This is a genomic window from Paenibacillus sp. 2TAB19 (genome assembly GCF_052115185.1).
Lineage (GTDB): Bacteria > Bacillota > Bacilli > Paenibacillales > Paenibacillaceae > Pristimantibacillus.
Genome location: NZ_JBFRGE010000004.1, coordinates 104,359 through 123,105, shown reverse-complemented (window position 1 = coordinate 123,105; position 18,747 = coordinate 104,359). Strand labels below are relative to the sequence as shown.

The 18,747-nt window shown below is 51.0% G+C and carries 23 protein-coding genes; 9 read left to right on the top strand and 14 right to left on the bottom strand.

Features of this window, described 5'->3' with window-relative positions; all coding sequences use genetic code 11:
• Positions 1–172: 172 nt before the first annotated feature.
• The 3 genes from AB4Z33_RS03075 (at position 173) to AB4Z33_RS03065 (ending at position 3,101) form a co-directional block, all read left to right on the top strand.
• Positions 173–1,063, top strand: a complete 891-nt coding sequence (locus AB4Z33_RS03075) for a carbohydrate ABC transporter permease (protein ID WP_442048487.1) — start codon at positions 173–175, stop codon at positions 1,061–1,063.
• Complete coding sequence (locus AB4Z33_RS03070) at positions 1,063–1,902, top strand: carbohydrate ABC transporter permease (RefSeq protein WP_442048486.1); 840 nt, start codon at positions 1,063–1,065, stop codon at positions 1,900–1,902. The genes AB4Z33_RS03075 and AB4Z33_RS03070 overlap by 1 nt, the downstream gene beginning before the upstream one ends.
• A 416-nt stretch (positions 1,903–2,318) precedes the next feature.
• Entirely contained in the window at positions 2,319–3,101 is a 783-nt protein-coding gene (locus AB4Z33_RS03065) for a hypothetical protein (protein ID WP_442048485.1), read from the top strand.
• A 75-nt stretch (positions 3,102–3,176) separates the two neighbouring features.
• Here AB4Z33_RS03065 and AB4Z33_RS03060 read toward each other — a convergent pair whose 3' ends face one another.
• The 6 genes from AB4Z33_RS03060 to AB4Z33_RS03035 form a co-directional block, all read right to left on the bottom strand.
• Complete coding sequence (locus AB4Z33_RS03060; protein WP_442048484.1) at positions 3,177–3,713, bottom strand: DUF2812 domain-containing protein; 537 nt, start codon at positions 3,711–3,713, stop codon at positions 3,177–3,179.
• Positions 3,706–4,038, bottom strand: a complete 333-nt coding sequence (locus AB4Z33_RS03055) for a PadR family transcriptional regulator (RefSeq protein WP_442048483.1) — start codon at positions 4,036–4,038, stop codon at positions 3,706–3,708. The genes AB4Z33_RS03060 and AB4Z33_RS03055 overlap by 8 nt, the downstream gene beginning before the upstream one ends.
• A 155-nt stretch (positions 4,039–4,193) precedes the next feature.
• Positions 4,194–4,499: a TM2 domain-containing protein gene (locus AB4Z33_RS03050; protein WP_442048482.1), complete on the bottom strand. Its 306-nt coding sequence runs from the start codon at positions 4,497–4,499 to the stop codon at positions 4,194–4,196.
• Positions 4,500–4,865: 366 nt separating this feature from the next.
• Positions 4,866–5,408 carry a LysM peptidoglycan-binding domain-containing protein gene (locus AB4Z33_RS03045; protein ID WP_442048481.1) on the bottom strand — a complete coding sequence of 181 codons (543 nt, stop codon included), beginning with the start codon at positions 5,406–5,408 and terminating at the stop codon, positions 4,866–4,868.
• A gap of 120 nt (positions 5,409–5,528) precedes the next feature.
• A complete protein-coding gene (locus tag AB4Z33_RS03040) occupies positions 5,529–6,311 on the bottom strand; it encodes an SDR family NAD(P)-dependent oxidoreductase (protein ID WP_442048480.1) in 783 nt (260 codons plus the stop codon).
• 154 nt (positions 6,312–6,465) lie between these two features.
• Entirely contained in the window at positions 6,466–6,813 is a 348-nt protein-coding gene (locus AB4Z33_RS03035) for an ArsR/SmtB family transcription factor (RefSeq protein WP_442048479.1), read from the bottom strand.
• A gap of 151 nt (positions 6,814–6,964) precedes the next feature.
• Between AB4Z33_RS03035 and AB4Z33_RS03030 the strand changes: the two genes are divergently transcribed.
• The 4 genes from AB4Z33_RS03030 (at position 6,965) to AB4Z33_RS03015 (ending at position 9,376) form a co-directional block, all read left to right on the top strand.
• Entirely contained in the window at positions 6,965–7,627 is a 663-nt protein-coding gene (locus AB4Z33_RS03030) for an HAD family hydrolase (RefSeq protein ID WP_442048478.1), read from the top strand.
• 29 nt (positions 7,628–7,656) lie between these two features.
• Positions 7,657–8,535: an RNA polymerase sigma-70 factor gene (locus AB4Z33_RS03025; RefSeq protein WP_442048477.1), complete on the top strand. Its 879-nt coding sequence runs from the start codon at positions 7,657–7,659 to the stop codon at positions 8,533–8,535.
• Positions 8,536–8,618: 83 nt separating this feature from the next.
• Complete coding sequence (locus AB4Z33_RS03020; protein ID WP_442048476.1) at positions 8,619–9,056, top strand: carboxymuconolactone decarboxylase family protein; 438 nt, start codon at positions 8,619–8,621, stop codon at positions 9,054–9,056.
• A 128-nt stretch (positions 9,057–9,184) separates the two neighbouring features.
• Complete coding sequence (locus tag AB4Z33_RS03015) at positions 9,185–9,376, top strand: sporulation protein Cse60 (RefSeq protein ID WP_337102852.1); 192 nt, start codon at positions 9,185–9,187, stop codon at positions 9,374–9,376.
• 198 nt (positions 9,377–9,574) lie between these two features.
• Here the strand turns inward: AB4Z33_RS03015 and AB4Z33_RS03010 are convergent, their stop codons facing one another.
• Together AB4Z33_RS03010 and AB4Z33_RS03005 are read right to left on the bottom strand one after the other, a co-directional pair.
• Positions 9,575–10,405 carry a class I SAM-dependent methyltransferase gene (locus tag AB4Z33_RS03010; protein ID WP_442048475.1) on the bottom strand — a complete coding sequence of 277 codons (831 nt, stop codon included), beginning with the start codon at positions 10,403–10,405 and terminating at the stop codon, positions 9,575–9,577.
• A 118-nt stretch (positions 10,406–10,523) separates the two neighbouring features.
• A complete protein-coding gene (locus AB4Z33_RS03005) occupies positions 10,524–11,378 on the bottom strand; it encodes a protein-glutamine gamma-glutamyltransferase (protein ID WP_442048474.1) in 855 nt (284 codons plus the stop codon).
• 293 nt (positions 11,379–11,671) lie between these two features.
• Between AB4Z33_RS03005 and AB4Z33_RS03000 the strand changes: the two genes are divergently transcribed.
• Positions 11,672–11,968 carry a hypothetical protein gene (locus AB4Z33_RS03000; RefSeq protein ID WP_442048473.1) on the top strand — a complete coding sequence of 99 codons (297 nt, stop codon included), beginning with the start codon at positions 11,672–11,674 and terminating at the stop codon, positions 11,966–11,968.
• 76 nt (positions 11,969–12,044) lie between these two features.
• Complete coding sequence (locus tag AB4Z33_RS02995) at positions 12,045–12,818, top strand: polysaccharide deacetylase family protein (RefSeq protein WP_442048472.1); 774 nt, start codon at positions 12,045–12,047, stop codon at positions 12,816–12,818.
• A gap of 221 nt (positions 12,819–13,039) precedes the next feature.
• On the opposite strand, the gene AB4Z33_RS02990 is transcribed toward AB4Z33_RS02995, so the two are convergent.
• From AB4Z33_RS02990 to bioF, 6 genes are all read right to left on the bottom strand, one after another.
• Positions 13,040–14,188 carry a bifunctional cystathionine gamma-lyase/homocysteine desulfhydrase gene (locus tag AB4Z33_RS02990; RefSeq protein WP_442048471.1) on the bottom strand — a complete coding sequence of 383 codons (1,149 nt, stop codon included), beginning with the start codon at positions 14,186–14,188 and terminating at the stop codon, positions 13,040–13,042.
• Position 14,189: 1 nt separating this feature from the next.
• On the bottom strand, positions 14,190–15,113 hold the full coding sequence (locus tag AB4Z33_RS02985) for a PLP-dependent cysteine synthase family protein (protein WP_442048470.1): 924 nt from the start codon (positions 15,111–15,113) through the stop codon (positions 14,190–14,192).
• Between the two features lie 15 nt (positions 15,114–15,128).
• Positions 15,129–15,782 (bottom strand): class I SAM-dependent DNA methyltransferase, encoded by a 654-nt coding sequence (locus AB4Z33_RS02980; RefSeq protein WP_442048469.1) that lies wholly within the window; start codon positions 15,780–15,782, stop codon positions 15,129–15,131.
• Between the two features lie 230 nt (positions 15,783–16,012).
• Positions 16,013–16,831, bottom strand: a complete 819-nt coding sequence (gene bioC, locus AB4Z33_RS02975; RefSeq protein WP_442048468.1) for a malonyl-ACP O-methyltransferase BioC — start codon at positions 16,829–16,831, stop codon at positions 16,013–16,015.
• Positions 16,794–17,561: an alpha/beta hydrolase gene (locus AB4Z33_RS02970; protein ID WP_442048467.1), complete on the bottom strand. Its 768-nt coding sequence runs from the start codon at positions 17,559–17,561 to the stop codon at positions 16,794–16,796. The genes bioC and AB4Z33_RS02970 overlap by 38 nt, the downstream gene beginning before the upstream one ends.
• Entirely contained in the window at positions 17,558–18,736 is a 1,179-nt protein-coding gene (gene bioF, locus AB4Z33_RS02965) for an 8-amino-7-oxononanoate synthase (RefSeq protein ID WP_442048466.1), read from the bottom strand. Before bioF ends, AB4Z33_RS02970 begins: the two co-directional genes overlap by 4 nt.
• Between the last annotated feature and the right edge of the window lie 11 nt (positions 18,737–18,747).

Here is an 18,747-nt window from a genome sequence, read left to right as displayed (position 1 = left end):
TTGACGCCCATAGTGCTGCTTTATAATCGTACTTAGCCAAACGCAAAAGGCTGTCGCAGTCCTTTATAGCGCATCCGCCCAATATCTGCTCCTAATCATACAATAAAAGATTGTTTTGTATAGGCTTTGACTATTTCAGGCCTACATAAACGGTGACGAAAGAGGTGTACTCATGTTCAAATCTCTAGGCAGAAAATGGAGCGAGAAGCTTGAGTTCGGCATATTCACATTGCCCGTATTGATCTGTATCGCTATCGCATTTTATATTCCATTCGCAATGACGATCCGTTACTCCTTAACGAAATGGAACGGTATTTCCAAGCACCCGACGTTCGTCGGACTGGATAACTTCAAGCAAATTTTCACAGGCGACGCCAACTTCACCAGCTCCGCTTGGTTCACGATCAAGTATGCGGTGCTGTACATCATCATCGTCAACGTGCTGGCGATTCTGTTAGCCGTTATACTCGACATGAAGCTGAAGTCGTCCACTTGGCTGAGAGCGGCCTTCTTCATTCCGTACATTCTTAGCCTTGTTATCGTCGGTTTCATCTGGAAGTTCATTTTCATGCAAGGCTTCGAATCGCTGTACAACAGTACGGGCTGGGGCGTCTTCAACTTAAGCTGGCTCGGCGAGCCCGGTCTTGCGTTCGTGTCCATCCTGCTCGTCTCGATATGGCAATCGATCGGCTTCTATCTCGTTATCTATATCGCAGGACTTCAGTCCGTGCCGGATGATCTGAAGGAAGCGGCGACCGTTGACGGCGCCGGACCGGTTAGACGATTCTTCAGCATTACACTGCCATTGCTTGCACCGTCGATCACGATCTCAGTGTTCATGGCATTAACGAACTCCATCAAAGTATTCGACGTTATTCTGTCGCTAACCGGCGGCGGACCTGGCGGTACGACTTACAGTATCGCTTATGATATCTATCGCGACACGTTCCAGAACAATCTGTACGGCTACGGCACGGCCAAAGCGCTTATCCTTTTCGTTGCCGTCCTGCTTGTCACTATCATTCAATTAACGATCTTCAAACGCAGGGAGGTTGAAGCTTAATGAAACGCAGCCGCCAAGGAAAGGCAGGACGGATCGTACTTGAGATCGTCATGGTCCTTCTATCGCTCGTCTTCCTGTATCCGCTATTCTTAGCCATCAACAACTCCTTGAAAAGCTTCGGCGAGGTTATGACTGACGTCGTTGCCCTGCCGAAGAAGCTTGTCTTCGAGAACTACTCGTACGTGTGGTCGTTCATCGACTATCCGAAGCTGTTCCTGAACAACTTCATCATTACGGGCGTCGGGCTGGCGGGTATCGTATTCGTCTCCTCGATCGCCGCTTATAAGCTAGCTCGTACGAAGTCGCGCACAAGCGCACTGCTCTACTTGCTGGTCATTATGCCGATGTTGATCCCGTTCCAATCGATCATGCTGACGGTATTGCAGCTTGCTAAGGACCTTAACTTGTCCGAGAGCACATGGGGACTCGGCTTGCTCTATTGGGGCTTCGGCGCACCGTTGGCCGTATTCATCTACCATGGCTTCGTGAAGGGTATTCCAAAAGAAATCGACGAGAGCGCTACGATTGACGGCGCTTCGGGCTTCCGCCTCTTCTTCAGCGTCATCTTCCCGTTGCTGAAGTCGGTAACGACGACGATCATCATCATCGATGTGATGTGGATCTGGAACGACTTCCTGCTGCCGCTCCTTATGGTGAACGGCTCGCCGGATACGAAGACGCTGACGCTGGCCGCTTACACGTTCGTCGGCCAATACACGTCCGACTGGCAATATGCGATGACGGCTATGGTCATGGCTGTGCTGCCTTCGATCATCGTGTTCATCTTCTTGCAGAAGTACATCGTTAAAGGCGTCGTTGCCGGCGCTGTCAAAGGTTAACCTTAATAAAGAAGGCGTTCAGCCGGAGCTGTCCATAGTGGACTCCTCGCCGGTTGAACGCCTTTTTTTTGCCTTTTCCGCTAGCTTATGCTTTGCAATAACGGGATTTTCTCCAGCTACTTTTCCGCATATCGCCCTTTTATCACCGTTTAACTGGAGTTCCTCCCGTTAATCCTATGCATACGAGCCGATTACCTCTCTATACACCGAATTAGCGGGAGGATTTCCTTTTATTTATTGAAATAAGCTAAATCGGTCATGATTAACGGGATAAACTCCAGTTATTCTCTCCAGCTAGTTATCATCACGCTCCAGCACGACCGTTCGTCCGCCGAATATAACAATCCCTTTTTTCAAATGCGCTCCGAAGTGGTAAACTATTGATATTGTTGTCCATACAGAAAGGCGGAGAACCTATGGTACATACGTTTATTATCGCTCCCGACACATACACAAGCTTCGAGGATGAAGCGGACCTTATTGATCAATGCAAAGCTTGGGGGCTTCTGTCCGACAAGGCCTTGAAGAGCAAGTCCTATGCATACAAAGGAAATGGCAAGAACCTAACTTGCACCATCGCCGGATACGTCGATTCCTATACGGCCGTTATCCAATTCGACGATGGACAGCTCCACTGCGTCCATCCATCATATTTAAAGGAAATGCAGGCTTCCAGCTATGGCCAGAAATCGTCTGCCACAGCAACGACGAGCGACGAGCAACCGGCTGCGGATGAAGCAGCGGCTGAGTTCTCGGAGGCTGTCGAAGCTGCGATCGAGGCAACGCCAGAGCAAGCTGTCCCTGCTGAGCCGGCTGCCGCAGCATTCCCGCCTATCGAGGATATATCCGATGAGCCTAAGCCGAAGGCTAAGGAGAAGACGTCCAAGAGAGCACCTAAGCTTGCACTCCCTGAAGAGAAGGTCAAGATGACCGCGACGGTCCAGGAATTCACGACTGTACCGAACAACTTCTCCGACACCGAGGATGAGGTTATTATTTACGAGGCGGTTGCGATCATCGATCCTGCACTGGAGGTCGGCGTCGCATGGTCCAGCCATAGCAATACGCTTAAGAAGCTGGAGCTTGAGGTCGGGGATACGCTCACTTTCGAATGCAAGATCGTAGCCAAGAAGCTGACGAAACATCCTGTCCCTTACAAAATCAATAATCCTGCCAAAATCCAAAAGGTACAAGCCTAGATACTTATTTACGGCTGCTGCAAAGAGGGATAACGGTCCGCCATCGGCCTCCGTTCCCTCTTTTGCTGCCGCCAGTTACAGCCTCTTCCTCAGCTTGCTGTTCGCCGATGCCAGCCTAAGTATACCGTAGCCAATGAATACGAATAACAGCAAGTAAACGATCCATAACCATACGAAAGCCATCGATCTGAATTGAGGGATATTGATCAGGATAATCGGAAGCTGGAGGAAGCTAACGAGAAACAGCATGCCCATCATGCGATTATTGCGATCGATCCGCGATTGATTGTCGGAATAGATTTCAGGTCTAGCTTCATCGGCCCCGTATGCTTTACGCCAAACATACCAACCGGCTCCCTCATAAGTGAGCTCCCAGCCGGCATCTTCGAAGAGACCTCTATACCCATCATCTTGTGTCGTTTGATAATCGACCCCGTAACGAATCCGTCTTGGCTCCCCTTTTACGAATTCAAAACGGGTCGCATTCCGACTCATCCGCACCAGATGCCAGCCTTCGGCCTCCATTTTCTCAATCCATGATTCAATTTTGTCCGTCTGCCAGCCTGACCACCAGCGGGTAACCAGCTTCCTATTGCTTTCGGTATTACGCATCCAGCTTCCCCTCCACCTTCAACGAATTGTTATACAGTTCGCCTATTCGGGCAATCTCCTGCTTAAGCAGCGCTCTTCCGCTATCGGTAATAAGATAGGACTTCCTCCGATTCTCCTCATGCATAACGGTTATCAAACCGTCCTTCTCCATCCGCGATAAGCTGCCATAAACAGTTCCTGCCCCTAGGCTTATCCGTCCCTTGGTCAGTTCGTCGACATCCTGCATAATGCCGTACCCGTGACGAATCTCCATCAAGGAGAGCAGTATATAGTAAGCCGTCTCTGACATCGGCAAGTAGCTTTTCAACAGCTCTTCCAACTTCACGCTTCTTCACTCCCCTGTATATCACCATCCGTTGTATCACGACGTGATATATCTTGATGTGATTGTATCACGACGTGATACAGTACACAATAGTTTCCGGCACAAAAAAACGAACCACTGCACTGCAGTCGTTCGTCATCATTTTATTTATAAGCTTACCTTCGACTGTATTTCGCTTGAAACCGATCGTTTGGAGTGCACAGATAGATGATGCCTTCAATTAATCCGATAATACCAGGAATGAACGTCCAGCAGAACAGCAAATAGACAATTCCCCAGCCCATGCTGCCCAAATAAAACTTATGTACGCCCAATCCACCAAACAATATCGCAAGTATTCCAGCTAATACTTTATTCTTTTCGTGTACGTATGAATTGTATTGCTGCTGGCCCGCCGATTGCTGGGTATACGGCTGTTGGGTATATGGCTGAGGCTGTGATTGTGTATGGGTCGTCTGCACATCGAAGCTCCATTTAATGACTATTCCATCTTGGCTCGCAGTCGTCTGAATGGATTGCGAGGATTGACCACTCTGACCTTCCTCGAAAAATTGCTTAATCTCTCTTTCTACCTGTTCGTTTGTTGCAGCAACCTGCGTGCCGCAATACGCGCAAGCCTCTTGCCCCTGCTCAATCGGCGCCCCGCATGAGTTGCATTTAGCCTATAATTAGCCTCATTGTATAGTAAATACGGACAGACTGACTAGTATTCGTATGAAAATATCTTATTGACGCATCTATGGTCATTCGACTCTATAATCCGATTCCTAACAAATAAGCCTGCTCGCGGAATGAAGCTCCCGTAAGCAGGCTTATTTCAATATGGACTAATATAGCTTGCCGGAGAACGGCATCACATTCGGTTGGTTCGGTTGCTTCGCTTGATGCATCTGATGCATTTGGTTTGCTTGGTGCATCTGATTTGCCTGATGCATTTGGTTTGCCTGATGCATTTGATTCGCTTGACCTTGCATCATCTGATTAGCCATTGGCGCATCTGCTGCACTCTCGATGTATGTCTTCTGACAACCCATATRAGAGATACGAGGAATATGAACTTCCGTACCCGCTTGAAGACTTTGGCCAGCAAGATGAGGGTTTGCTTCGTCCAAAATCACTTTAGGAATATTGTACATGTGGGCGATCTTATCCATCGAGTCTCCCGCTTGCACCTGATGCTGAGCGACGAACATATCATTGTCGATAATAGTGCCGTCCTCACGGAAGAACGGGAAGAAGAACGGCGAGAAGAAGAAGAACGGGAACAATGCACGGCCAGGGAAGAACGGGTGGGGGAACGGACGGAAAGGTCTGCGGAATCCACCGCCGAATCCACCGCCGAAACCGCCAGGAACAAAACCACGATCCATAAATGAAACCTCCAATATTCGATATAGTCATCTGTCTATATAACATATGGGCTATTGCTCATGGTGTGCTCCTTGTGATTGAAAATGGGCTTGTTTGGTTCATCCCCCCTGTCCGGCCAGCTAAAGCTTCTGCTCGAGAACGCTGCGCGTGATCTTAGTAACGAACCGTCTTGGAAATAAGCGAGGGGCTTGTGCCAGAAGCCAGTTCTGAAAGCCAGGTATCACGAACGTCTTGCTTCGCATCAACGCACGGTAGCCGATCTCGGCTACTTTGTCAGGCGTCATAAGCGCCTCCTGCTTCGCTACCTTCTGATTCTCCATCTTTGCCCGCCGGAAAAATTCCGTTCCCGTTGCTCCCGGGCATAACGCGGTGACACTTACCCCGGTTCCTTGCAGTTCGCTTGCGACAGCTTCCGTAAGAGACAGTACGAACGCCTTGGACGCCGAATAATTCGCGCTTAACGGACAAGCGTAAAACGAAGTCGTTGATCCAACATTAAGGATGCGGCCGCTTCTGCACTTCACCATATCCGGCAGGAACAGCATCATAAGATGCGAAAGGGAATGGACATTAAGCTGGATCATATCCAGCTCGGAGCGGACGTCCATTTCATGAAGCAGACCGAATGAGCCGATACCCGCATTGTTAATCAGGATATCAACAGGAATCTGTTGCTGCTTGAGCTCCTTGTACAACCTTTCAGGGCCGCTGCCGTGCGCCAAGTCTACAGCTATGCAGATCGCTTCTACCCCATATTTTCGCTCAAGCTGTTCGGCAAGCTCACTCCCTTTCTCCGCGTTGCGCGATGCGAGAATCACGCGACAGCCCTTCCTTGCAAACAGCTCGGCGAATGCTTTGCCGATTCCGCTGGACGCTCCTGTAATAAGCACGTTAGACATCATTAAATGACCTCCATTGTTGTTTATTTAACAACCAAATAATTAAATAACTAGATATTTAGTTATTTAAGCGGTGAAAAAAGCTCCGGTTGGAGCTTCGTAAACATATATCCGCCACTTCAATAGCCTAAACCATTAGCAAGTGCCGCTCGCTGTCCTACTCGGATGCCTCTGTCTTGCGCACGATAATTTGCTCTGTCGTACTCAGAAACGTCTTCAGTTGCACAACGGATGCTTCAATATCCAAGCAGTAGTATATTTCAGTCGCTACCTTGTTCGACGAGATGAGCTTCGCTTGGCGCAATATTTTCAAATGGTGGGATATAGCTGACCTGGACATTGGCGATCGCTCGACGATTTGGGCGACGTTCAACGAATCATGTTTGGTAAGCATCATAATAATGTCCTGCCGAATCGGGTCGGCAAGAGCAAGAAAAATCGGGCTGCATTCCCTAAGCTGCTGATGTACGATGTTCTCTAACTGTGCAGTATCGGCGGATTCCATTCTGTCTTCTCTCCATATCGGTCATATAACCAAATAATTAGTTATTTAATCGTAATATAACCGCAATCCGATTAAAAGTCAACATATGGAATTTTTCCGTCATTTCGATTACAATCACTTTGCCATTACAAAAGCGAGGAGTGAGTTCATCTTGCTAAAAGCGGTTCTGTTCGATCTCGATCTCACCTTGCTCGACCGCGATGCTTCCGTTAAGCATTTTGTCAGCCATCAATATGATCGGTACTTTGCAGCTCTGCAGCATATACCAAAGGAAGCTTACATAGAGGCTTTCATTGAGCGGGATGCGGGAGGTTATGTCTGGAAGGACGTTGTCTACGCACAGCTAACAAGCCAGTTCAACATAGTAGACATCACGCCGGCGGAGCTGCTGGAGGATTATGTTACGCAGTTTCACCAAAGCTGTATCCCTTACCCCGGTCTTATAACCATGCTGGATACGCTCAAAAAAGAAGGATACTCGCTTGGGCTTATCACGAATGCTATCGGTGATTTCCAGCATCGCAATATACAGGCTATTGGAATCGAGCCTTACTTTGATGCTATATTGATCTCAGGTTGGGAAGGGATTAAGAAGCCCCATCCGGATATTTTCCTACGGGCGCTAGATCGGCTTGGCGTACAGCCAGAAGAAAGCGTCCATATTGGCGACCATCCGTTAAACGATGTTGAAGCCGCTCGCCTTATTGGCATGAAAAGCATCTGGAAAAGCCATGCCCGCTGGGAACAGCCCGCGCAAGCAGATGGTTTCGTTCATGATTTGCTCGATATACCCGCACTCATATCCCGTCTCTAACCATGACGACCCCTGGAAGGAGTCCAGCTATGATGGATTTTCAGAACGCTTATACGACTTACCATTCCTTGCTGCAAGCGATCGCTTACCGCATGACCGGCTCTTTGGCTGATGCCGAGGACCTCGTGCAGGACGTATTCATCGAGTACAGTAAGCTGCAGACGGACGATATCACCCATCCGAAAGCTTACTTAACCCGTATGACGACCAATCGATGCATCAACTATATGCAATCCGCCCGCATTAGGCGCGAGCAATATGTCGGTACATGGCTTCCCGAACCTCTTGTCAGCTTCACCATGGGCGGCAGCGATGATCCATCGGATCTCTATGATCATACGGAGACCGTATCCTACGCCCTGCTCGTCATGCTGGAGCAATTGTCTGCTGTTGAGAGAGCCGTGTTCATCCTTCGCGGTTCATTCGACTTCGATTACAGCGAGATTGCCGATATACTTGGCAAATCGGAAGCCAACTGTCGCAAAATATTTAGCCGCGCTAATGATAAGCTGCATCAACAATCGCCTGTTCTCCCGGATAATACGGCACAGGCAGTACCGCTTGCGACCGCGTTCCTCGCGGCTGCGCGAGGCGGAAGCGTCGATGCGCTCGTCAGCCTGCTCGCTGAAGACGCGCTGCTTACATCCGACGGCGGCGGCAAAGTACGCGCCGCGATCTTCACGATTATCGGCAGAGAACGCGTGCAAGCATTCCTCGAAGGCGTATCCGCAAAAGGTTTCTTCGGGGAATCGCAAAGCATGGCGCTTATTAACGGGCAGCCGGGCATCGTCTTCTATCGGGACGGCCGTCCGCTTAAGGCTATCAGCTTCAAGCTGGATGCTGCCGGGGAACGGATTGAACATCTCTATATCGTACTCAATCCGGATAAATTACAACGGATTGGGTAACCTGTCACAAACGGAGCTCCTGCATTGTCTTATTAGTGAGACAGTCAAAATAACCGGTGCAGAGCCGGAGAGGAGCCTATACGATGGAACAAAGAATGAATTTAGCCGGTGAAATTCCAGCAGGATACAAAGCAATGAGCGGTCTTGAAGCTTATATACAATCAACGGGCATCGAGAAATCGTTATTGGAGCTAATCAAGATCAGAGCGTCGCAAGTTAACGGTTGTGCCTTCTGTATCGATATGCATACAAAGGATGCCCGCAAGGCAGGCGAAACGGAGCAGCGCATCTACATGCTAAACGCTTGGCGCGAAGCGCCGTTCTACAGCGACGCGGAGCGTGCGGTGCTTGCGCTGACCGAAGCGGTTACGCTCGTGACGCAAGGACATGTACCTGACGAGGTATATGCGGAAGCTGCACGCCACTTCGATACGAAGCGTCTAGGCGAGATCATCATGGCAATTGTTACGATCAACGCTTGGAACCGCATCGCGATCTCCACTCGCATGATGCCGCAATAAACATTTCATTGCGTCAGCAAAGCGATCAGGGCTTGACCCCGAACACTTTACAGCCTACTATAGTCAGAGGCATACCGCGATCATGCATTGCGGTATGTCTCTTTTCTACATAATTAGGAGGTGACCTCATGATTCAAGTGAAAGAATTCATCGATACCGATGCCGTGTTCGCCGAGAAACGCGCGAATGAATTTCTAGCCGAGCTGCGTGACGATCAAGTCGTTAATATTTGCTACGGTTCCATGATTAAGACAGCTACGTCCGGCAATGCGTACCAGCGCAGCACGATCCTGATCGTGTACAAGAAAGACGCAGAGTAATGATGCGCCTAGATTGAGAAAAACTCCTATCGGAGCACTTCGAGGAAGTGCGACCGCGTTTAAGCGGAAGTTTTTATCGCCAATCAGAATGATCTCCTTTACGCTTTATCGCTGTAAAGCACTTACACTTCTGATGTGGTATATAAAGGTGTTCGTATGAGCAATTCGCATACAAACACCTTTTTTCGATTTCCTGCTTTATTTCACTCCGAGCCGCAGCCGATAGCTGAACAGCACGTCAAGCTCCTGTCCGGCAAAATAACGCTCGGCAACCTCGCGGAACTCCGCCAGCTCCTCGTCCAGCGCATTCGAGCCTTGCTTCTGTACGACTCGAACGCCGCCTTGGCTAAGCGCAATGCCTACGTAACGGTCCGCATCGCAGCGCTCCATGTTGTGGAAGACGATCTCCCGCGCATACTTAAACTTGCCGCTCGCCCGAATGCGTCCCAAGTGCTGCTCTTTGTCTGCCTTGACTGCCCGATCCTGCTCTGGAATCAGCTCGGCAATAACGGTTTCCGACTTCGCGATCAGCCGCTCGTATGCCGCCTCGACCTCCCAGTGGATGACAGGCGGCCAATCGCAGTCATACACCGCGAACACGCCTCCCTCCTTCAACACGCGCCCCACCTCATTCAGCGTTCCTACCGGCTCCATCCAGTGGAAAGATTGCGAGCAGGTCACGATATCGATGCTCTCATCAGCGAGCTCCAGCTGATCCGAGTACCCTTTTACGAACGAGATAGGCTCTACCTTATCCGAATCCGCAGTCAATGCCAGCTTACTGGTCGCCTTGCCCCGCATATCATCGTTCGGCTCGACGCCGACAATCCTGTCGGCATGTCCCTTCCATATGAATGTGGACAAGCCCGTACCGCAGCCGAGATCGGCAATCGCATGAGGCCTTCTCCCGAGATAAGTAGTCAGCAGTTCGACAACCTTCTGCGGCGCCTCCGGGCGATAACGGTTATAGTCGTCCTCGAAGCCCGAGAACCGGTTGACGTTATTTTGGATAATCGAATTTGAATGCATGGCTAACAGCACCTCCGTCTCTAATTCTTCACCCTTATTATGGATATCTGTTGCCTTCTTTGCAAGAGTCCGTATATGATAAAAACCCGCCAGCACGGCGGGTTCATTCATAACTATTCTACAGAAGCATTCTGTCTTGCTTCCGCATATTGTGGTTGCGGTACACGTAGACAGCCGTGCCTATCCTCGCTACGACAGCCGGCTCCGCCCGATCCGCAAGGAGCGATTCTCGGCTTCTCGACGGCAGCGTCATCAAATAATTGAAGTCAGGGTGGTTGACCAAATCGGACAAGAATGCCGACTTTGTGCTGCCCGGATTGCGCGTGCCGTTAAGCGCCTCGATCATATCGGCTTTGGTTTCGATGCCGACGCCGTGACCGAAGTATTGATCGTCGGCCATCTTGATCACATTTTCCCCTTGCCATTCCGGCCTGTCGTCGTCATGATCGGGATTCTCGAAGTAGAGAATATCGCCCGGATAAGCTTCCACGTAGCTATAAAGCGTAATTAACCGCAGATCGTTGTCGTACGTCCAGTCGTACAGCAGCAGGTCGCGGAAGTGGCGGTTGAATGTTGCCTCCCCCAGCGTATCCAGCACCGCCTTGTACAACAAAATGACGATGGCCGTTGCGCATTCGAAAGCATACAGCTCGCCGTTAGCATATATATCTCTTATGCCGTCCGAAGGAAGCACGCCCGGTCTTAGCTTGAAGCCGCCAGCCTCCGTACGGGTCCATAGCCGCTCGTTGCACCTTGATTTTTTGAATACCGCAAAGCTTGCTCCGCTGTCGTTCAAATCTTTGGCTGCCTGCACAATATTAGCCCTCAAATCAAGCTCGAACTGCAACGCTTTAAGCGATGGATACCGATATACCTCAGGACTGTTCTCCTTCTGACGCACGATGCTTCTCTGCAGCTCCGTAAGCGGCAGCTGGCTAATCTGCCCTGCATTGCTGCCCGTAATATTAATCACCGTCATACCTCCATATATCCGCATTCGTGTATAGGTTATTGTACGTGAGGTGAGCGCTTTTGGTGAGACGCAAGGTGAAACGGCTAACGCCGTCCTTTGGCGGTGATGCGCGTTTCATTCCGGAGAAATATAAGCACAGTATAAGCAGCCCATTTTATACTTTCTTATATTTGAATCAAGATAGGCGTCCGCAGCCGCTCTAACGATCATGAAACTGTCACAGACAAGAAGGCCGATTTGTCATACGATAAAGTTAAGAGACTGGAATGAAGTGATGAGGAGCGTGAGATTCCATGAAAAAAGAACATATCGTCCATTTCAAAGTCATTCGCGGCGCTTCGTCCGAACGGATGAGAGGGCTTATATTTTTAGAGGAAAATGAGCAGCCGACTTCCGAGCATTTCGAGCAATGTCTGAAACAATGCGGCTTCGAGGTTCGCCTTGCGAACAAGGAGCAATTCATCTATAAGCCGGTTGATCCGAGCGAGGACTATACGATTGATGTGCTAGAGAATTACGGCAAACAAAACGGCGACCTGCAAAGCGATCATTTGGCGAGAAGCTTCATGAAGCCTAACAGGCCCATCTAATAAATAGCTCATAAAATCGCAGAAATAATGGCAAGCTACCTTTGTCCGTATATCTATTGAACAAAGGTTGGATTGTATGTCGGTAAATAGAAGGCTGAAGCTCGCGCTCATCGGCTTAAGCGTGCTGCTCTGTTCGTCCTCGCAGGCATCGTATGCTTCTCCCTTGATTAAGAAGGACCGCAGCTATTTTGAGAAGAAGGGCGATATGATCTGGGAGGTGCAGACCGATCAGAAAGTAATCGCCTTAACATTCGACGACGGGCCGGATCCGGTCGAGACGAATGCCATTTTAGACTTGCTCAATCGTTATGGGGCGAGAAGCACCTTCTTCGTGATTGGGAAGCGCGTCAAACAGTTTCCGGAAGTCGTACAACGAGTCATCGGCGAAGGGCATGAGGTGGCTAACCATACTTACAGCCATGTATTCTTTCACCTGCCTTCTTCGAAGCGGATCGTTCGCGAGGAGATCGAGCGCACAGAGCAAGCGATAATCGAAGCATCCGGCCGAAGAACCTATCTGTTCCGTCCGCCCGGCGGTATCTATGACGAAACCATTATCCAAGTTTCGAATGAAATGGGACTTGTCCCGATTATGTGGTCCTGGCATCAGGACACGGAGGATTGGAACCGGCCCGGTGTGCGGCATATTATCAATAAGGTGCTGAACAATGTCCGCAATGGCGACATTATTTTGTTCCACGACCACGTGGAAGGTAAGACGCAGACGGTCGCTGCGTTAGAGGTTATTTTGCCGGAGCTGCAGAAACGCGGCTACAAAATGGTGCCCGTCTCCGAGCTCCTTCGCTCGGCCGTCCCGATGACGGGTCGCCAGGAGAGCGGCAGCCGCTAACCGGTTAGCTAACGAGCCACAGCCAAGGCATCCCTTCAAGGACAGCCTTGGCTGTGGCTCGTTCTACGCGGCATTTGAGTTCCAAACTCGCTGTTTCTCCCCCTAGCTGTGACAATAGCGAAAGTCCTTTCCCTATTACACACACGCTCGCCGTTTCCGAGCAAATAGCGTAACCTTTTTACGCTATTTGCCCCCTACCGCGCACCCAAGCATGCTTGGGCCTATAACTCCTCGAACTTGAGCGCCTGCTCGAGATCGTTCAGCAAATCTTCGGCATCCTCGATGCCGACCGATATACGGACGAGCCCGTCTGTGATGCCGAGCGCTTCGCGGCGCTCCTTCGGAATCGAGGCATGCGTCATCTTAGCCGGCACCGAGATGAGACTTTCCACCGCGCCTAGGCTTTCGGCCAGCGTGAAGTACTGAAGCCGTCCAAGCAACGCCGCTGCCCTCGCCTCGCTCCCGACATCGAAAGAAATAATACCTCCGAAACCGCGCGCCTGCCTCAAAGCCAGCTCATGCTGCGGATGACTCTCCAGTCCTGGATAATAGACCGCGCCCACAACCTCGGGATGACCGTCCAAGTACGAAGCAAGCTGCCGCGCATTATGCTCATGGGCTTCCATTCGCAGCCCCAGCGTCTTCAGTCCGCGCATAAGCAACCAGCTGTCCTGCGGACCAAGCACGCCGCCAGTTGCGTTCTGAATAAAGTGCAGCCTTTCAGCCAGCTCCCCGCTGTTCACTACGGCCAGGCCCGCAACGACATCGCTATGTCCGCCCAAATATTTCGTAGCCGAATGAACGACGATGTCCGCACCAAGCGTAATCGGCGTCTGCCAGTACGGTGTGCCGAACGTATTGTCGACGATAAGCAGCAGCCCTGCAGCCTTTGACCATTGCGCCAACTCGGCGATGTCCGACACCTTGAGCAGCGGATTGGTCGGCGTCTCGACGAACAATGCCTTCGTATTCGGTTTTAGCGCAGCGTCCAGCTCGCCGTAATCGGTCGTGTCCACGAACGTCGATTCGATGCCGAGCCGCTCAAGCACCTTCGTCGCGATACGGTACGTGCCGCCGTACACATCATCCGTAATCAAGATGTGATCGCCCGCGCGCAGCAGTCCGAATACCGCATGAATAGCCGCCATTCCCGATGCGAAGGCGAATCCGGCCGTCCCTTCCTCCAGGTCGGCGATCAGCACCTCCAGCGCATGACGCGTCGGATTGCCTGTACGCGAATATTCATATCCTTTATGAACGCCGACGCTATCCTGCTTATACGTGCTGACCTGATAGATAGGCACGCTTACAGCGCCCGTATGCGGATCGATCGGCTTGCCGCCATGTATGAGCTTCGTCCTCGGTTTCATGTTATGCGCCCCCGCCGTATATATTTTTGCTCAAATAACGTTCGCTGCTATCCGGAAATAAGGTTACTATCCGACTCCCCGCCTTCGCCCCCGCCGCCTCATCCAGCGCCGCATGAAGCGCTGCGCCTGACGAGCTGCCGACAAGCAAACCCTCCAGCAGCGCCAGCTCCTTCACTCTCGCGAACGCATCATCATCTTGCACGGTATGAATCGCATCAAAGTATCCGGGATCCATGAACGGAGCGAGCTTCTCGACGCCGATCCCTTCCGTCCGATGCGAGCCTGCCTCTCCTCCCGCAAGAATCGAGCCCTCCGGCTCTACAATGACCGTCTTGATCCGCGAATCCTGCTCCTTCAAGAAGCGCGCCGTCCCCATGAACGTGCCTCCCGTTCCCGCTCCCGCGACAAATATATCAAGTGCCCCATCCATATCGCGCCAAAGCTCCGGCCCAAGCGTCCGATAATAGGTTAACGGGTTATCCTCATTCGTGAACTGTCCCGGGATATAAGCGCCAGGCAAAGTCGCCGCCAGTTCCTCCGCCTTGCGAATCGCCCCGCTCATTCCTTCAGATGTCGGCGTATGCACAATCTCGCCGCCAAGCGCCCGCATCAGCTGCTGCTTCTCGATACTGAACTTTTCCGGTACAACGAACACCGTCCGGATCCCCCGCCGCACCGCTGCAAGCGCCAAGCCAATGCCCGTGTTGCCGGCCGTCGGCTCGATAATTGTCCCGCCAGGCTTCAGTCTGCCGTTCTCCAGCGCCCGCTCCAGCAGGCTCAATCCAAGCCGATCCTTCACGCTGCCGCCCGGATTCATAAACTCCAGCTTTGCATACAACTCCACACCCTTTGGCAGCTTAAATCCCGTCACCTGTATCAAAGGAGTGTTGCCGATCAGCTCGTGCACGCTTCTATACAACACCATGCGTCACTCCCCTTCTCAGCTTTCGACCGGCTTGACCTTGACCGCTTCCATCAGCCATACATAACGATTCAAGGAATGGAACGAGACATGAAACCCATTCTCCTTGAACAAGCTTTCAAGCACATCTAATGTCGTATAATATTCGGTCCGTAAATCGTTCAGCAGTTCCATATACCCCGCTGCCTCCGCGGCCGTTTCAATGCTGTGCCTTGCAGCCTCGTCCTGAAATGCCGTATCCGCAAAAATAATTTTGCCGCCGTCACCGAGCCAAGCTGCATATTGCGCGATCGCCAGCCCCTTCTCCTCATCCGTCAGATGATGGAACGCATACGTACTGACAATCGTATCGATCGACTCTTCGATAGCCGGATAGTCGAGGAAATCTCCCTCAAGCAGCGTTGCTGCCAACTGACGTTTGCCAAATTGCGCCCGCATCCCAGCAGATGGCTCAATGCCGTATACGCGCAGCCCTTTGGCGAGCAGTTTCTGTGTCAGATTGCCCGTTCCGACACCAAACTCGACGACCGTTCCGCTTGCGCGAGCAGCTACCGCATTCAAAATATCATCATATCTATCGAACACTTCCTTATACTGCACGTCATGTCCCGTCACCGTTTGATCGTAATGCTCCGACCACTCGTCGAATAGCTTATTAAATTCGGTTCCCACTCCGCATCCGCCCTCTCTGGCTCGAACTATGAAAACCAACCTCGTTCATAAGATTAATTGTATATACCGTTAACATATGAGCGTCGAAAGGCCAAGGTGTAAGCGGAAGCAAGCCAATCGCGGTTTTGTGCGGATGCCTACTATCTCGAAAATATATAGGATTAGACTGACCCAAAAATAAAAAAGCGACCGTCTAGGACTCAAAAATAAAGTCTTAGATTGCCGCTGTTTTATTCTGCTTCGATTAAAAGCAACTCGTAAGTGGCAACGACGCCTCCTTGAATGCCATGCTTATCCTCGTATTCCTTATACATGTCGGTAAATAGGCGTCGAGAGCTTAGTCCACTGGGCGTGGTGGCTTCAGAAGTACTTGCGCCCATCGCTTTAACCGAAAGAAGGAAATCTCTTGGGGAGATGTACGTTTCCTTTTGAATGTCCTGCTTACACTGGATATTTGAAAACCCTGCTTCCTTAAGCAAGTTATTCCACTGGGCAGTTGATAGAAACGATAGTCCGTGCCGTTGAGGCTCCATTCCGTTGGCGCGATAAACGCCATCAAAAGCCTGATGCAGCTCGCGAAACGTATCCGGCCCGAATGTCGTGAACGCCAGTAGGCCGCCAGTGCGAAGAATCCGCTGAATGTGGTTTAGCGTTTGCCACGGATGACTTAGCCATTGGAAGCAGGCATTGGAAACGATAAGGTCGAAGGAATCCGTCGGGGCCTCAGAAGCCCACGTCTCCACATCAGCATGAAGAAAGCATGTATTTGAGTTGACGCGTTGTTCAGCTACTGTGATCATCGCGGGTGCAATGTCTAGTGCAGTAATAGATGCAGCGGGCCACTGGTTCACCAAAATCTCGGTAAGAGCACCTGTGCCGCAGCCAATTTCAAGAATGTTAAGTTCGTCCGCATGACTTTTGCTTTTCCAGTCTAAGAGTGATTTTGCAAGCCGGTCTGCCATCGAACGTTGTACATCGGCGTGAATGTCATACGATCCCTCTGCACTGCGATTAAATTGACGCCGAATTGCGGTAATCCGACTGTTCATCCCACCATCTCCTGAATTGTTCAACAATCTCTTCTTCCCTTCCCAAAAACGGAGCATGCCCGCAAAAAGGTATTGTATGAAGCACGGCGTGAGGCAATGATGATGCAAGCTCCGACGCGGCGCCATAAGGACATATTTTATCCTCAGTCCCATGCACAAGAAAAACCGGACAATCGATTTGTTTAAGTTGAGACAAGAGTTCGTTGCCGCGCAATATCTGAAGGCCCGCGATTAGCGCCGGGATCGTCCAGGAGCAGCTAGGAGGAAGGCTCTTGTCCAGCCCCGCTTCGAATTCGGATTCCGTAAACAGCATTTGGCGAAATTTTGTTTCTACCGCCTCGCGGTCCTTCGAAAGACCTGCAATCATCTGTCTAACATACACATCTGCCCAGCCGCGATCAGCCTCTTCTTTCGGACGAGTAAATCGAGCCGTTGCCGCAAATAAAACAAGGCCATCAGCTAGACCTGCGGCCGCGAGTCTTAGCGCCAATAAACCGCCGAGCGACCAGCCTCCGATTAACAAAGGGCCACATAACCCCTTTGTAGAACGTAGACTCTCTGCCGCCAATTCAGTCTGAAGCAGTATACTCTGCGGAGTATTTGCATCGCTGTAGTCAACGGATATATGGTGAAAGTCTGGCAACAACCCGCGCAGCCTATCGAAAACCGAGTCCTGTATGCTCCATCCGGTCAGCCATAAGACGGTGCCGAAGTTGTCCCGTGCGATCATGGACGCAGCACCCCCATTTGAAGCCCGATAGTGCAGATGCAGTCGGCTGCATCGATTAGTTCTCTATCCGAATGCATTGCCGATAATGAAAAGCGAATTCGTGCTGTACCTTCAGGGACAGTCGGCGGGCGAATTGCAACCGCAGCGATCCCTTCCTTTTCAAGCGCGCTGCTGAAACGTAATGCGGTATCGTTATCGCCAACGATTAACGGTACGATTGGAGAGTCACCGTCACCAATTTTGAAACCCGCGTTGCAAAGCGAGCTGCGAAATACTCTGCTTGCCTTGTATAATCTTTCTCGGCGCCAGTGATCCGCTTTTACCAACTCTAACGCCTTTGAAATACCGGCTACGAGAGAAGGCGGCAACGCAGTTGAATAAATGAGCGGTCTTGCTTTGTTCAACAACCACCGAATCAACGTGCGGCTGCCGCAAATATAAGCTCCGTAAACGCCGAATGATTTACTAAACGTACCCATATGAATATCAACATCGTCTTTCAGTCCGAGCTCATGACACAACCCCTCGCCGCGCCTTCCGTAAATTCCCCCGCTGTGCGCCTCGTCCACCATGAGCATCGCTCCGTACTCGCGTTTGAGAGCGACGAGTTCGTGCAAGCGCGCTTGGTCGCCATCCATAGAGAAGACAGCGTCAGTAACGATCAACTTTCGCCGATTATCGCGATACTTATTCAACAATGTCCGTAAATGCTCCATGTCGTTATGACGGTACCGGGCATGCTCCGAGCGACTGAGTACGACGCCGTCCACTATGCTTGCATGATTCAACTGATCGCTGAAAACGACATCTCCACGGCTAACAAGCGCGCTAATAACACCGGAATTAGCCATATAGCCGTTTGCAATAACTAGTCCGGCCTCGCAGTTCTGCCATTCGGCCAGCGATTCTTCAAGTCGGCCGTAGGGCAACCGGTTGCCTGTGACAAGGCGCGAAGCGCCGGATCCGACTCCTTCGGTTAATAGGGCTTCCCTCATTGCTTCGATAATGGCAGGATGGTCGGCGAGTCCAAGATAGTTATTGGAAGAAAGGTTGAGCAGCACTCGTTCTCCTCGCACCGTGTACCCAGGCCATTCGGAGACGATACTGTGTTCGCGCAATGAACGCTCCAACGAGGCTTCTGCTAATACTTCGAGTTCTTTTTCCATCCATTTCATGGTGTCACCGC

What these genes read in the sequence shown, in the direction of transcription:
- AB4Z33_RS03075 (WP_442048487.1), top strand. Translation starts at nt 173, where the DNA reads ATGTTCAAATCTCTAGGCAGAAAATGGAGCGAGAAGCTTGAGTTCGGC.
- AB4Z33_RS03070 (WP_442048486.1), top strand. Translation starts at nt 1,063, where the DNA reads ATGAAACGCAGCCGCCAAGGAAAGGCAGGACGGATCGTACTTGAGATC.
- AB4Z33_RS03065 (WP_442048485.1), top strand. Translation starts at nt 2,319, where the DNA reads ATGGTACATACGTTTATTATCGCTCCCGACACATACACAAGCTTCGAG.
- AB4Z33_RS03060 (WP_442048484.1), bottom strand. Translation starts at nt 3,713, where the DNA reads ATGCGTAATACCGAAAGCAATAGGAAGCTGGTTACCCGCTGGTGGTCA.
- AB4Z33_RS03040 (WP_442048480.1), bottom strand. Translation starts at nt 6,311, where the DNA reads ATGATGTCTAACGTGCTTATTACAGGAGCGTCCAGCGGAATCGGCAAA.
- AB4Z33_RS03035 (WP_442048479.1), bottom strand. Translation starts at nt 6,813, where the DNA reads ATGGAATCCGCCGATACTGCACAGTTAGAGAACATCGTACATCAGCAG.
- AB4Z33_RS03025 (WP_442048477.1), top strand. Translation starts at nt 7,657, where the DNA reads ATGATGGATTTTCAGAACGCTTATACGACTTACCATTCCTTGCTGCAA.
- AB4Z33_RS03020 (WP_442048476.1), top strand. Translation starts at nt 8,619, where the DNA reads ATGGAACAAAGAATGAATTTAGCCGGTGAAATTCCAGCAGGATACAAA.
- AB4Z33_RS03015 (WP_337102852.1), top strand. Translation starts at nt 9,185, where the DNA reads ATGATTCAAGTGAAAGAATTCATCGATACCGATGCCGTGTTCGCCGAG.
- AB4Z33_RS03010 (WP_442048475.1), bottom strand. Translation starts at nt 10,405, where the DNA reads ATGCATTCAAATTCGATTATCCAAAATAACGTCAACCGGTTCTCGGGC.
- AB4Z33_RS03000 (WP_442048473.1), top strand. Translation starts at nt 11,672, where the DNA reads ATGAAAAAAGAACATATCGTCCATTTCAAAGTCATTCGCGGCGCTTCG.
- AB4Z33_RS02995 (WP_442048472.1), top strand. Translation starts at nt 12,045, where the DNA reads ATGTCGGTAAATAGAAGGCTGAAGCTCGCGCTCATCGGCTTAAGCGTG.
- AB4Z33_RS02990 (WP_442048471.1), bottom strand. Translation starts at nt 14,188, where the DNA reads ATGAAACCGAGGACGAAGCTCATACATGGCGGCAAGCCGATCGATCCG.
- AB4Z33_RS02985 (WP_442048470.1), bottom strand. Translation starts at nt 15,113, where the DNA reads ATGGTGTTGTATAGAAGCGTGCACGAGCTGATCGGCAACACTCCTTTG.
- bioC (WP_442048468.1), bottom strand. Translation starts at nt 16,831, where the DNA reads ATGAACAGTCGGATTACCGCAATTCGGCGTCAATTTAATCGCAGTGCA.
- AB4Z33_RS02970 (WP_442048467.1), bottom strand. Translation starts at nt 17,561, where the DNA reads ATGATCGCACGGGACAACTTCGGCACCGTCTTATGGCTGACCGGATGG.
- bioF (WP_442048466.1), bottom strand. Translation starts at nt 18,736, where the DNA reads ATGAAATGGATGGAAAAAGAACTCGAAGTATTAGCAGAAGCCTCGTTG.